12 protein-coding genes and 5 tRNA genes are annotated in these 13,558 nt (G+C 45.2%); 7 read left to right on the top strand and 10 right to left on the bottom strand.

Annotation, left to right across the window (positions count from 1 at the left end):
- Window positions 1–171: 171 nt before the first annotated feature.
- The 10 genes from glmM to BFW96_RS13840 form a co-directional block, all read right to left on the bottom strand.
- On the bottom strand, window positions 172–1,518 hold the full coding sequence (gene glmM, locus BFW96_RS13885; RefSeq protein ID WP_014112449.1) for a phosphoglucosamine mutase: 1,347 nt from the start codon (window positions 1,516–1,518) through the stop codon (window positions 172–174).
- 18 nt (window positions 1,519–1,536) lie between these two features.
- Window positions 1,537–2,979 carry a CdaA regulatory protein CdaR gene (gene cdaR, locus BFW96_RS13880; protein WP_069839731.1) on the bottom strand — a complete coding sequence of 481 codons (1,443 nt, stop codon included), beginning with the start codon at window positions 2,977–2,979 and terminating at the stop codon, window positions 1,537–1,539.
- The gene (gene cdaA / locus BFW96_RS13875) at window positions 2,972–3,793 is read right to left on the bottom strand and encodes a diadenylate cyclase CdaA (protein ID WP_014662568.1); all 822 of its coding nucleotides are present in this window, start codon (window positions 3,791–3,793) and stop codon (window positions 2,972–2,974) included. The genes cdaR and cdaA overlap by 8 nt, the downstream gene beginning before the upstream one ends.
- A 159-nt stretch (window positions 3,794–3,952) precedes the next feature.
- Complete coding sequence (gene rsiW / locus BFW96_RS13870) at window positions 3,953–4,579, bottom strand: anti-sigma-W factor RsiW (RefSeq protein ID WP_040084357.1); 627 nt, start codon at window positions 4,577–4,579, stop codon at window positions 3,953–3,955.
- A gap of 13 nt (window positions 4,580–4,592) precedes the next feature.
- Window positions 4,593–5,156 (bottom strand): RNA polymerase sigma factor SigW, encoded by a 564-nt coding sequence (gene sigW / locus BFW96_RS13865; protein ID WP_003223646.1) that lies wholly within the window; start codon window positions 5,154–5,156, stop codon window positions 4,593–4,595.
- 229 nt (window positions 5,157–5,385) lie between these two features.
- Window positions 5,386–5,457 (bottom strand) — tRNA-Gln (locus BFW96_RS13860).
- Window positions 5,458–5,461: 4 nt separating this feature from the next.
- Window positions 5,462–5,546 (bottom strand) — tRNA-Tyr (locus tag BFW96_RS13855).
- Between the two features lie 21 nt (window positions 5,547–5,567).
- Window positions 5,568–5,640: transfer RNA gene (locus tag BFW96_RS13850), tRNA-Thr, on the bottom strand.
- A 4-nt stretch (window positions 5,641–5,644) separates the two neighbouring features.
- Window positions 5,645–5,720, bottom strand: a tRNA-Val gene (locus BFW96_RS13845).
- A gap of 3 nt (window positions 5,721–5,723) precedes the next feature.
- A tRNA-Glu gene (locus tag BFW96_RS13840) sits at window positions 5,724–5,798 on the bottom strand.
- A 179-nt stretch (window positions 5,799–5,977) separates the two neighbouring features.
- Between BFW96_RS13840 and BFW96_RS13835 the strand changes: the two genes are divergently transcribed.
- The 7 genes from BFW96_RS13835 to nagZ all read left to right on the top strand — a co-directional run bounded on the left by BFW96_RS13835 (window position 5,978) and on the right by nagZ (window position 13,552).
- Window positions 5,978–6,433 carry a 2-thiouracil desulfurase family protein gene (locus BFW96_RS13835; RefSeq protein ID WP_069839730.1) on the top strand — a complete coding sequence of 152 codons (456 nt, stop codon included), beginning with the start codon at window positions 5,978–5,980 and terminating at the stop codon, window positions 6,431–6,433.
- Between the two features lie 12 nt (window positions 6,434–6,445).
- Window positions 6,446–6,928, top strand: coding sequence for a GNAT family N-acetyltransferase (locus tag BFW96_RS13830; RefSeq protein ID WP_069839729.1), 483 nt, complete (start codon window positions 6,446–6,448; stop codon window positions 6,926–6,928).
- A gap of 109 nt (window positions 6,929–7,037) precedes the next feature.
- Window positions 7,038–7,952 (top strand): N-acetylmuramic acid 6-phosphate etherase, encoded by a 915-nt coding sequence (gene murQ / locus BFW96_RS13825; protein ID WP_069839728.1) that lies wholly within the window; start codon window positions 7,038–7,040, stop codon window positions 7,950–7,952.
- A 16-nt stretch (window positions 7,953–7,968) separates the two neighbouring features.
- Window positions 7,969–8,820: a MurR/RpiR family transcriptional regulator gene (locus BFW96_RS13820; RefSeq protein WP_069839727.1), complete on the top strand. Its 852-nt coding sequence runs from the start codon at window positions 7,969–7,971 to the stop codon at window positions 8,818–8,820.
- Between the two features lie 26 nt (window positions 8,821–8,846).
- Window positions 8,847–10,214 (top strand): PTS transporter subunit EIIC, encoded by a 1,368-nt coding sequence (locus BFW96_RS13815; protein WP_069839726.1) that lies wholly within the window; start codon window positions 8,847–8,849, stop codon window positions 10,212–10,214.
- Between the two features lie 56 nt (window positions 10,215–10,270).
- The gene (gene amiE / locus BFW96_RS13810; RefSeq protein ID WP_069839725.1) at window positions 10,271–11,596 is read left to right on the top strand and encodes an N-acetylmuramoyl-L-alanine amidase; all 1,326 of its coding nucleotides are present in this window, start codon (window positions 10,271–10,273) and stop codon (window positions 11,594–11,596) included.
- Window positions 11,597–11,623: 27 nt separating this feature from the next.
- Window positions 11,624–13,552 (top strand): beta-N-acetylhexosaminidase, encoded by a 1,929-nt coding sequence (gene nagZ / locus BFW96_RS13805; RefSeq protein ID WP_069839724.1) that lies wholly within the window; start codon window positions 11,624–11,626, stop codon window positions 13,550–13,552.
- Window positions 13,553–13,558: the final 6 nt, after the last annotated feature.

Genomic DNA, 13,558 nt, shown 5'->3' with positions numbered 1-13,558 from the left:
AATCCATAATCCCGTCTACTTTTCCTATTAAGAAAGTAAGAACAAGACAAGCTTGATTTTACAGCATGTGGCATAAACGGTCAATTGTTTTTTAAACAACTTTGCCGTATGTCTCACAATTATCATATGTAAACGTCGCTTGTCTTGTTCGCTCTCTGATTAGAGACTTCGTTACTCTAATCCCATTTCTGACCGGACGACTTCAACAATGCGATTGACATACTCATCGCACAGCTCTTTCGTCTTCGCTTCAGCCATGACACGGACGAGCGGTTCAGTTCCTGAAGGGCGCACCAAAATCCGGCCGTCGCCGTTCATTTCTTTTTCAACTTCAGAAATAACTGCTTTTACTTTTTCATTTTCTTCAACTTTATATTTATCAGTCACTCTCACATTGACTAACAGCTGCGGGAACTTTTGCATTTCAGCTGCAAGCTCTGACAGAGGCTTGCCTGTTGCTTTCAAAGTGTTCATCAGCATAATAGCAGACAATAATCCGTCCCCTGTCGTGTTGTAATCAAGGAAAATAAGATGTCCTGACTGCTCTCCGCCGACATTATAGCCATCTTTTTTCATTGCTTCTACTACATAGCGGTCTCCGACAGCTGTCTGCACGCTTTTGATGCCTTCTTTCTCGAGCGCCTTATAGAAGCCGAGGTTGCTCATCACGGTTGAAACCACTGTATCATCCTTTAAGCGACCCTCTGATTTCAGGTGTTTTGAGCATATGTACATGATTTGGTCGCCATCAACGATATTTCCTTTTTCATCAACAGCAATCAGGCGGTCGCCATCACCATCGAACGCAAGGCCGAGATCGGCGTTTTTCTCTTTGACAAACGCGCTGAGCGCTTCAGGATGAGTCGATCCGACGCCGTCATTAATGTTTAATCCGTTCGGGGAAGTCCCCATTGTTGAAACATCGGCATCTAAATCAGCAAACAGGTGTGTCGCCAAGGATGACGTTGCGCCATGAGCACAGTCAAGTGCCACATGAATGCCTGTGAAATCTTCATCGGCTGTCTGTTTTAAGAATTGCAGATATTTTTGTCCGCCTTCAAAATAATCGTTAACAAGCCCAAGATCGGCTCCGACCGGTCTTGGCAGCTTATCCTCAGGTTCGTCCATCAGGCGCTCAATTTCAGCCTCCTGTTCATCAGAAAGCTTGAATCCGTCTCCCCCAAAGAACTTGATGCCGTTATCCTGCACTGGGTTATGAGAAGCGGAAATCATGACGCCCGCCTCTGCATCCATCGCTTTTGTCAAATAGGATACACCCGGTGTAGAAATGACACCCAGACGCATGACTTCTGCGCCAATGGATAAAAGTCCGGCGACAAGGGCTCCCTCCAGCATATGGCCGGAGATGCGTGTATCGCGGCCTATCAGCACTTTTGGACGTTGTTTGTCTTTTGTCAGCACATAACCGCCGAAACGTCCGACTTTAAAGGCCAGCTCAGGTGTAAGCTCACTATTGGCGACACCTCTTACACCGTCTGTTCCAAAATACTTGCCCATTTTGTAATCGCTCCTTTTTTATTCCGATGAGGATTGTGAATCCGCAGTGGATTCATCCTCATCCTGATCTTGGTTTTCGTCTTGGTTTTGATCGTTGCTGTTTTTATCAGTGTTCTTTGTATCTTCTTGCTGATTGTTCTTTTGATCATTTGTTTGTTTGTCTGTGTCATCCTGATTTCCTGATGTATTGCTGCTGTTATCATTCGTTGATGTATTGCTTTTTTTGGATGTCAGCTTGATTTTGGCGTTTTTCTGCCCCAAGGACCAGGTTACATTCTGAGGTCCGTTTACTTCAAGCTTCACGCTATGCTCCCCGTCCTCTAAATCTGAAACATTCACATACAATTCGATATCCGATTTTTTCAGTTTTTTTATATTCGCAGGAGAGCCTTTAGCCGTTATGTCTATCGCTTGTGATTCAGGATCAAGAAATTCAATGTTTTGTGAACTGCTCAGCCCTACAGTCTTGATAGAGACATTCTCAAACTTCTGATCCGCTTCACTATCGACTTCTATATGCAAAGTCACCTTTGACGGCGAGATTTTTTTGACGCCGTCAGGAAGCGGAATATCTGCCTCGATATCGGAATCCTTGTTAATTTTGCTTAAATCTAAGCTGACGCCATCAATAAATTCAAGAGAATCCAACACATCCTGTGAGCCGTAAACCGTTACCTCACTGGGGCTGGATTCAATTTTCGCTATGCTGACACCGTCAGGAAGGCTTCCTGTCCGTTCAATTTTAAAGGGCACTTTTTTACTTGGGCTTGTCACCGGAACGGTAATCTTGATGACCGAGGGCTCAACGTCGACAGGAAGCGCGTTTCCGTCTTTATCATAGACAGTCACTTTCGCTTCCTTTTCAATCGTCTCATCTGCGTTTTCCAAATTCACTGAAGCTTTGACAAGAGAAATATTATCGATCACATTTTTAGATCCGGTAATCTGCACATTTTTCGGACTGACAATCGGCTGCTCCGGAGAATAGCCTTTTTTCATCTTGCTTTTATTGTAGTACTCCACCTCTACAGGAAAGCTTTTGGTCGTCCGTTCCTGTATGGTCACTGTCGTAACAGACGGATTAATTGAGATTGTCAGCCCATCCGACACATTTTTGGCCTTAAGCTCAACCTTATGTGTGCCGGTTTTCAAATGTTCCATATCGGCGTATATTTCAAAGTTCTTGGTCTGCCTAGCCTTTTTCACGGCACTTGTCGAGCCTTTTATCGTGACATTAACCGTTTGCGGAACACCTGTCACGACGTAATTTTCATCATCATAATACGCTTTAACCGGAATATCGGTCAGAGTTGCTTCATCAGTTGTTGATGTCGGAAAGAAAGATTCACCCGGTTTTTTCGGAGTCGGTGCTTGGTTGCTGTTAACCGCCACATAAAGCAAGAGCGCGAAAAGCAGAGCAATGATTTTCACAGCCCAGCGGTTGTTTAAGAATTTATCCATTTTTCTTGCCCCTCCAATACCAGCGGATAGAAGAAGTGTCTCTGGTGTTTTTCTTAAACTCGGCTTCAAGCATTTCTTTCAGCGCTTCTTCTGTCAGCTCTCTGTGAAGGTCGCCGTTCTTTGCCACACTGACGCCGCCGGTCTCTTCAGACACAATAATCGTCAAACTGTCTGTTACCTCACTGATGCCGACAGCCGCTCTGTGCCGCGTGCCCAATTCTTTTGAAATAAACGGGCTTTCAGAAAGCGGCAAATAACAGGCGGCCGCGGCAATTTCATTATTCTTCATAATCACCGCACCGTCATGAAGCGGGGTGTTTGGGATAAAAATATTAATCAGCAGCTCAGAGCTGACTTTGGCATTCAGTGGTATGCCGGTCTCAATATAATCCCCCATTCCAGTATCCCGCTCAATGGTCAGCAGGGCGCCTATACGGCGTTTCGCCATATAATTGATCGCTTTTGTGATGGCCTCAATCGTTTTCTGCTGCGCTTCTTCTACAGGCGTGCCGCTCCTTGAAAAAAAGCGGCCGCGGCCTAGCTGTTCAAGCGCTCTTCTCAGCTCAGGCTGAAAGATAATAATAATTGCTAAAAATCCCCATGTTATCGCTTGGTCCATCAGCCACTGAAGTGTGCTGAGGCCCAAATATTGGCTGGCCATACGAACAAGCACGATGACTACAATTCCTTTTAACAGCTGAACCGCTTTCGTGCCGCGTATCACCATAATCAATTTATATATCACATACCAAACAAGGAGAATATCAACGGCATTGCCGAGGTACTGCAAAAAAGGGATATCCTCAAAAGCCATTTCCTCGTCCTCCAAGATTTCAGTCATTTCGTATTTTGTGTTTTACGTGTTACGCATATGTACTTTACATAGCGAGCCCATTATACCACATATCGATTTAGCAAGTGAAATGAGCCAGCCGCTCAGCCCGCAAAAAAAGAGCAAAGCGGCTAACGCGCTTTACTCTTCTCCGTTCGGATTGAATGCATTGAGTACACTTTTCCCCGCAGACTTCATCTTGTACCATGTCCAGTCGAATAATTGATTGATTTCTTCAATTTGACCGGTGACTTGTCCAGCAGAGGCCATATACTTTTCGCCGTTCACGACGGTTACATCCCCGTCTATTTTGCCTTTAATAATCAGCTTGCCGTTTTTGACAGTGACATCACCTTTAACCGTCTCACCTTCCGGCACGGTCACAGTATGGTTATGAACCACAAGATTCGGCTGCTTGGACACGCTGAAATTGTGGTCATTATGCCAGCTGTTAAAAAAACCTCCGCCCATCAAAATGATGAATACCGCAGCAGCTGCGATAACGGGATGGCTTCTGAACCATCTTTTCACAGAAGCTCTTTTCTTCTCCTTAGGCAATTTTGCCATGACATTAGCGGTAAAATCCGCGGGGGCTTCGACATGCGATGTGCTCCGTACGAGCGCTATAGATTTCTCCATCTCGTAAAAATGCTTTCTGCATGTCTCGCATGTCTCCAGATGTTCATTTAATACGTGTTCATCTTTTGGAAGGATATCTCCATCAAGATGCATATGCATAAGCTGCACAATTTGTTCAGGACAGCTCATTTCATCACCCCACTTAAAGATCCCTTAATTGTTTTCTAAGAGCCTCTCTGCCTCTGTGAATCCGCGTTTTCACAGTCCCCACAGGAATGTTTAGAATCTCCCCGATTTCAATTAATGAGAGTTCGTCAATATACTTTAATACGATGACTGTTCTGTATTTGTCAGGAAGCTTTAAAATTTTCTGCTGAATCGTGTTTGAGAGCTCCAGCGACACAACTGCATCTTCAGGCAAAACACCATCTGCGGCGATTTGAGAATACATGGTCAAGCCTTCCGTACCAGCCACCTCTGCATCGAGGTAATAATCCGGCTTCTTTTTGCGAATGCGGTCAATGGTCAAATTGGTCGCGATTCGATAAAGCCAAGTTGAAAATTTCCGGTTAATATCAAAACTGTCGATATTAACGTACGCTCTGATGAAAGCCTCCTGTGCAATATCCTCCGCCTCATGCACATTGCCAAGCATACGGTAGCAAAGCTGATAAATTTTATCTTTGTAAATATCTACGATGTCCGCAAATGCATCCTGGTCGCCTTTTTTGACTTGTTTAATTCTTTTTTTAATCATCATTTCCATATTTATCTAACCTCTGCCTTCACCGGTCTGTATGTATACGAGCTTCGTTTCAAAAGGTTTCAATTTTTTTATAAAATAAGTTTATCAAATTTTTGGCAGGGTGTAGATGGTAATTCGTGAATAAACTACCTTAACATATTTTTAAAATTATTATACAGACTGAACAGTTAGAAGTTGGAATGAATTTTAAAAAAGAAAAAAGACACCTTTTGGTCAAAGGTGTCTGTGACTGGGCTAGCTGGATTCGAACCAACGCATGACGGAGTCAAAGTCCGTTGCCTTACCGCTTGGCTATAGCCCAATAATGGTGGAGGGGGGCAGATTCGAACTGCCGAACCCTGAGGGAGCGGATTTACAGTCCGCCGCGTTTAGCCACTTCGCTACCCCTCCACATTAAATTTAGAAAAACAGTGCCGGCAAGAGGACTTGAACCCCCAACCTACTGATTACAAGTCAGTTGCTCTACCAATTGAGCTACACCGGCAAGATGGTGGAGGATGACGGGCTCGAACCGCCGACCCTCTGCTTGTAAGGCAGATGCTCTCCCAGCTGAGCTAATCCTCCAAATGGTGACCCGTACGGGATTCGAACCCGTGTTACCGCCGTGAAAGGGCGGTGTCTTAACCGCTTGACCAACGGGCCGTTGTGTTCTCGTCGAGCTGACAAAAGTTATTATATACAGGTCACCCCCTGTTTGTAAAGAGAAAAATTAAATTTTTTATTTTCAAACTTTTTAACTCCTTTTTTAACTGAAAAAGCCTCCCAACTAAAGTCATTTATTTTATGATAGAGACAAGCAAAGCAAGAGAGGAGAAACCAATATGATTCTAGTCAGTTCCTGCCTTGGAGGCATTGAGTGCAGATATAACGGCTCTCACGCAGCGTCTGAGAAAATCAGAAAACTCGTCGCTAAAAATAGAGCAGTCATGGCTTGCCCTGAACTTCTTGGCGGCTTTTCAACCCCCCGTGAACCCGCAGAAATCATAGGAGGCACCGGCGAGGATGTCCTCAATGGAACCGCAAAAATCGTGACAGCTTCAGGAGAAGACGTCACAGAGCTATATATGGAAGGTGCCGCGAAAACATTGGCTTACGCAAAAGAAATCAACGCCACTGCCGTCATATTAAAAGAAAACAGTCCATCTTGCGGAAGCGGCTTTATCTATAACGGCACATTCTCTGGCAAAAAAATCCCCGGCAGCGGAGTAACCGCCGCACTGCTAAAACAAGCGGGCTACCGCGTCATTTCAGAAAACCAGCTAGACGACATATTGTAAGGAGGCCACCCCATGACTCAAGACATTTCTTTATCCTTCTATAAGCCTGAACACTTGCCCGAGCTTCAATCATTCACGCTCACCAACGATGACAAACGCTTTACCTCCCTCCCGAAAGAGGTGCTGTCTCAGGCTCTGGGCATACAGGACCGATACCCGGTTGTCATCTTAAAAGACGATCTTCCAGTCGGTTTTTTCATTTTACATGCATCAAAAGAAACGCTAGCTTCCTATTCTAACAATCCATTTGCTTTACTGCTCAGCTCCCTGTCTTTAAACGCTGTGCATCACGGAAAAGGGTACGCGAAAAAAGCCATGCTTTTGCTTCCCTCTTTTGTGAGCGGATACTTTCCATGGTGCGACGAAATCATCTTGGCCGTCAATCATCTGAACATACGCGCAAAACACCTTTATATGAAATGCGGGTTCATTGATAAAGGACGGCGAAGAATCGGGCCGCTTGGAGAACAGTTGATCCTTCATCATTTCTTATAGTCTTGAGTGAAATAAAATTTCAAAAATGTAAAAACATAGTTGAAATATCATAACAGAAATGAATATACTGAATATTGAGATATATCATTTTAAAACAGGGGGCATCCTCATGTCAGAATCACTAAACCTTCATCATCTTACAACGGAATCACGCAATAGCCAAACGGTTGAAATCCACAAAGCAAACACTCTCGGCATCCTCAAAATGATCAACAACGAAGATATGAAAGTCGCTGCAGCCGTTCAGGAGGTTCTCCCCGACATCAAAACAGCTGTAGACTGCGCGTATGATTCATTTCAACATGGAGGCCGGCTCATATATACAGGCGCAGGCACAAGCGGCAGACTCGGCATCATGGATGCTGTTGAATGTCCTCCCACTTACAGCGTAAGTCCTGATCAGGTCATCGGAATCATGGCTGGAGGCCCCGAAGCCTTTTTACAGGCAGCAGAGGGCATTGAAGACAGTGAAAAAGCAGGAGCTGAGGATTTAAGAAACATACAGCTCACGTCAAATGACACCGTCATTGCCATCGCAGCAAGCGGCCGTACACCTTACGCCGCAGGCGCCCTAAGATACGCCCGCGAAGTCGGAGCGCACACCATCGCCCTTACTTGCAATGAAAATTCCGTCATCAGCAAGGATGCGGACCACAGCATTGAGGTTGTCGTCGGACCTGAGGCCATTACAGGATCAACACGTATGAAAGCTGCAACCGCTCATAAAATGATTCTAAACATGATATCTACCGCTGTAATGGTAAAAATCGGCAAGGTCTACGAAAACTTGATGGTAGACGTCAACGTCAGCAACAAAAAACTAAAAGAACGCGCCATCAGCATCATCCAAATCCTTACAAACGTTTCATACGAAACAGCCAGGAAAACCCTGGAACAAGCCGATCATCACGTCAAAACAGCAATCGTTATGCTCAAAACCAGCACAGATCAGAAACAAGCAAAGACATTACTCGATGAAGCAAACGGTTTCATTGATAAAGCAATCGAAAATTACCATTCATGATAAGGAGAGAACTAGAATGGCAACAGGCGGTTTAGCGATCATCCAATCAATGAAGCATAAACTCCCTCCATCCGAGCGTAAACTTGCAGATTATATCCTAACCCATCCACACAAAGCAATCGAAAGCACCGTCAGCGAAATCAGCACCTTAGCCAATTCAAGTGACGCTGCCGTCATCAGGCTCTGCAAATCACTCGGATTAAAGGGATTTCAAGATTTAAAAATGAGAGTAGCGGGCGATCTGGCAAAGCCTACGTTTCAGGGCTACCGTGATATTGTTCCCCACGAGCCGCTGCCCTCTATTTCCGAAAAAGCGGCCGGCAATGCCATTCAAGCCATTCAGGATACTTCAGACCTGATGGACTACAAAGAACTGGAACAAGCGGTTTCTCTGCTTCTCAAAGCTCACACTGTGCATTTTATCGGCGTCGGGGCTTCCGGCATTGTCGCCAAGGACGCTCAGCAAAAGTGGCTTCGCATTCATAAACAAGCAACCGCGTTTACAGACACTCATCTTGTGGCATCTTTAATCGCAAATGCAGATAAAGACGACATCGTATTCGCCATTTCGTTCTCAGGAGAGACGCAGGAAATCATTGAACTGCTTGCCATGGCTAAGAAAAAAGGCATCACAACGATCAGCCTCACACAATTCAGTCAGACATCCGTCTCCGCACTGGCTGACGTCCCATTGTATACAGCCCATTCCAACGAAGCCTTGATTCGAAGTGCAGCCACTTCCTCCCGTCTCGCCCAGCTTTTTATGATAGATGTATTGTTTTTAGGCATGGCGGCTGAGCAATATGAAGAAACAACCAGCTATATCGATAAAACAAGAGAAGCCATACAATCTATGAGAAAAAAATAAAGCATCTTGAAGGGGAGGGGTTTTTAATGAGCAAAGAAAATAACTACCATCAACTCGCAAAGAAAATCCTCGAGTTATGCGGGGGGAAATCCAATATATCCTCATTTACGCATTGCATGACAAGGCTGCGCATTACACCTTACGATGAAAACAAAGCAGATGCTCAGGCTTTAAGAGCGCTTGACGGAGTATTGGGGGTCGTTGAGGCTGAAACCTTACAAATCATCCTCGGTACAGGAGTCGTCAATCATGTCACAACGGCTTTCTCCAAGCTCGTCTCAGCTGAAGAAGGTGTCGATGTGAATGAAGCAGCCGCCAAAAAGAAAGCCGATATCAATCGAAAGAACGCCACTCCTTTTAAACTTTTCTTACGTAAAATCGCCAGCATTTTTATCCCTCTTATTCCGGCTCTTGTCGCTTCCGGTTTAATTACCGGGATTACCAAAGCAAGTATTCAAGCCGGCTGGCTCTCTGCAGAATCACAAATTGCTGTTATCCTGACAATCATCGGATCAGGGCTGTTCACTTATCTCGGCATTCTTGTGGGTATCAACGCTTCAAAAGAATTTGGCGGGACACCCGCTCTTGGGGCTTTGGCCGGGATCTTGATTATCAATCCGGAGATCGCAAAGATCAGTTTATTTGGAGAAGAGCTTCTTCCGGGCAGGGGAGGCCTGATCGGAGTCCTTTTCGCTGCTATATTCATTGCTTACACCGAACAATTTATTCGCCGCTTTATTCCTCAATCACTCGATATCATTGTCACACCCACCGTTTCAGTGTTAATCACCGGAATCGTAACGTATGTCGTATTCATGCCTTTAGGCGGATTCATTTCTGACGCCATTACATCCGGCCTTCTGTCCATCCTGGACATCGGCGGCATCGCTGCGGGCTTTATTCTGGGCGCAACCTTCCTTCCTCTCGTCGTAACCGGATTGCATCAAGGCTTGACGCCTGTGCACATGGAACTGATCAATTCAATTGGCAATGATCCTCTGCTCCCTATTTTGGCTATGGGAGGTGCAGGACAGGTAGGCGCGGCCTTTGCCGTCTTCGTGAAAACGAAAAAAACAACACTGAGAAAAGCAATCGCCGGCGGGCTTCCGTCAGGCCTGCTCGGCATTGGGGAACCACTCATTTTCGGAGTCACGCTGCCGCTTGGCCGTCCGTTTTTAACGGCATGCTTAGGTGCTGGAATCGGCGGCGCCTTTCAAGCTTATTTTCAAGTAGCCACCTTTGCGATTGGTGTCTCCGGACTGCCGCTTTCCTTTCTAGTCCTGCCTTCGCAAATCATCCTGTATATCGTCGGGCTCTTCATTTCCTACGCGGCCGGCTTTTTATTGACCTATGCATTCGGATATAAAGATGAAATGGCTTCTCAGTTCGATTAAATTGTTTCTGTTTTAGGGATAGTAAACGGGATAGAAGCACAGAAAGGGGATAACCTGTGAAAACAAAGACACTGTTGTTATTCAGTGCCATTTTAACCCTATCGATATTGGCGCCAAATGAAACCTTCGCGCAAACAGCAGACAGCTTGGTTGAGCCGAAAACCATAAATGCAGCAACTGCACAATTCTCGACGAAGAAGCTAAGGAAGGTAGATCAGATGATAGAACGGGATATTGCAGCAGGATTTCCAGGCGCCGTTCTTGTCGTCGTGAAGGATGGACGCATCATAAAAAAAGAAGCATACGGCTACAGTAAAAAGTACGAAGGATCAGAGCTGCTGCGCCATCCGGCAAAAATGAAAACCCGCACGATGTTTGACTTAGCCTCAAATACAAAAATGTACGCCACAAATTTTGCATTGCAGCGCTTAGTCAGCCAAGGAAAACTTGACGTCTATGAAAAAGTTTCTGCATATTTGCCTGGTTTCAAGGATCAGCCTGGAGACCCCATAAAAGGAAAAAACAAGATACGTGTCATTGATGTTCTTCAGCACGAATCAGGGCTTCCATCAAGCTTTTACTTTTACACGCCGGAAAAAGCCGGCAAATACTATTCCCAGGAACGTGACAAAACGATTGAATATTTGACGAAAATTCCGCTCGATTATCAAACCGGGACAAAACACGTATACAGTGACATTGGGTATATGCTCCTCGGCTGTATTGTCGAAAAACTCACCGGAAAACAGCTTGATGGCTACGCGGAGCAAGAGCTCTACAAGCCGTTGAAGCTGAAGCACACCTTGTACAATCCGCTGCAAAAAGGCTTTAAACCAAAGCAGTTCGCAGCTACTGAACGCATGGGCAATACACGTGACGGCGTTATTCAATTCCCTAACATACGCACAAACACGCTGCAAGGAGAAGTGCATGATGAAAAAGCGTTTTACTCAATGGATGGCGTGTCTGGCCATGCCGGATTGTTCTCAAATGCAGATGATATGGCCATTCTGCTGCAAGTCATGTTAAACAAAGGATCATACCGAAACATTTCTTTATTTGATCAGAAAACAGCTGACTTGTTTACAGCACCTTCAGCAACAGATCCAACATTCGCTCTTGGCTGGCGACGGAACGGAAGCAAAAGCATGGAATGGATGTTTGGCCCTTACGCCAGCGCAAATGCTTACGGGCATACAGGCTGGACGGGGACAGTTACAATCATTGATCCGGCATACAATTTAGGCATCGCATTGTTAACAAATAAAAAGCATACCCCAGTTGTTGATCCAGAAGAAAATCCCAACGTCTTTGAGGGTGATCAATTTCCAACAGGCAGTTATGGAAGCGTTATAACCGCGATTTATGAAGCAATGGAATGAATGATTAGACGATAGGAGGAAGTTTCTATGAAACCTGTCTTTCCGCTTATCCTTTCAGCCGTTCTTTTTCTTTCATGTTTTCTCGTGGCTAACCAGAAAGAAGCCACTGCATCTAAAAGTTCAATCGATGCCAATCAGATTGTCAATCGTATGTCATTAGATGAAAAACTCGGTCAGATGCTGATGCCTGATTTTAGAAATTGGCAAAAGAAAGGCGAGTCCTCACCGCAAGCCCTTACGGAAATGAATGAGGAAGTCGCCAGCCTCGTCAAGAAATATCAATTCGGAGGCGTCATTCTTTTTGCAGAAAATGTAAAAACAACAAAGCAAACGGTCCAGCTGACAGACGCTTACCAAAAGGCAAGTCCCAAAATCCCGCTCATGCTTAGTATTGATCAGGAAGGCGGCATTGTAACGAGGCTAGGGGAGGGCACTAATTTCCCAGGGAATATGGCGCTGGGCGCAGCCAGAAGCAGAATCAATGCGTATCAGACCGGCAGCATCATTGGAAAAGAGCTCTCGGCCTTAGGCATCAATACAGATTTCAGCCCTGTCGTAGACATTAACAATAATCCTGATAATCCTGTAATCGGCGTACGGTCATTCAGCTCCAATCGAGAACTGACATCACGACTCGGTTTATACACGATGAAAGGGTTGCAGCGGCAGGATATCGCCTCTGCCCTCAAACATTTCCCGGGACATGGAGACACGGACGTTGACAGCCATTATGGACTGCCGCTCGTTTCCCATGATCAAGAACGGCTTCGAGAGGTCGAGCTCTATCCTTTTCAAAAAGCAATTGATGCCGGTGCTGATATGGTGATGACAGCCCATGTTCAATTCCCTGCCTTTGACGACACCACATACAAAAGCAAACTCGATGGATCGGACATTTTGGTTCCAGCTACACTTTCGAAAAAAGTGATGACAGGCCTTCTTCGTCAGGAAATGGGCTTTAATGGGGTCATCGTTACCGATGCGCTCAATATGAAGGCAATCGCAGATCATTTCGGACAGGAAGAGGCTGTGGTCATGGCCGTAAAAGCTGGTGTCGATATGGCATTAATGCCAGCCTCAGTTACTTCATTGAAAGAAGAACAGAAATTCTCACGTGTTATTCAAGCTTTGAAAGAAGCCGTGAAAAACGGAGACATTCCTGAACATCAAATCAACAAATCAGTTGAAAGAATCATTTCCCTGAAAATAAAACGCGGCATGTATCCAGCACGGAACGACGACAGTACAAAAGAAAAAATAGCCAAAGCCCAAAAAATCGTAGGAAGCAAGCAGCACCTGAAAGCAGAGAAAAAAATAGCTGAAAAAGCAGTAACTGTATTAAAAAATGAACAGCACACTTTGCCGTTCAAGCCCAAAAAAGGCAGCCGAATCTTAATTGTGGCACCTTACGAAGAACAAACTGCTTCAATCGAACAAACCATTCGCGATCTCGTCAATCGTAAGAAAATCAAACCCGTATCTCTCGACAAAATGAATTTTGCCAACCAAGTATTTAAGGCCGAGCATGAAAAACAAGTAAAAGAGGCTGATTATATCATTACCGGTTCCTATGTCGTCAAAAATGACCCTGTCGTCAACGACGGTGTCATCGACGACACCATATCTGATTCAAGCAAATGGGCTACCGTGTTTCCGAGAGCTGTCATGAAAGCCGCACTGCAGCACAATAAACCTTTTGTCTTAATGAGTCTGCGCAATCCCTATGATGCCGCCAATTTTGAAGAAGCAAAGGCACTGATTGCTGTCTATGGCTTTAAAGGATACACAAATGGCCGTTATCTTCAACCTAATATTCCGGCCGGAGTGATGGCTATATTCGGCCAGACAAAACCTAAAGGCACACTTCCAGTTGACATTCCGTCAGTCACGAAACCAGGGAACACCCTTTACCCATTTGGCTACGGTTTAAATATCAAAACGGGAAAACCGCTTTAATGAGGA

This window comes from Bacillus sp. F56, from assembly GCF_001748205.1.
Taxonomy (GTDB): Bacteria; Bacillota; Bacilli; order Bacillales; family Bacillaceae; genus Bacillus; species Bacillus stercoris.
Note: the sequence above shows the minus strand (reverse complement) of the source record. Positions and strands in the feature narration are given on the sequence as shown.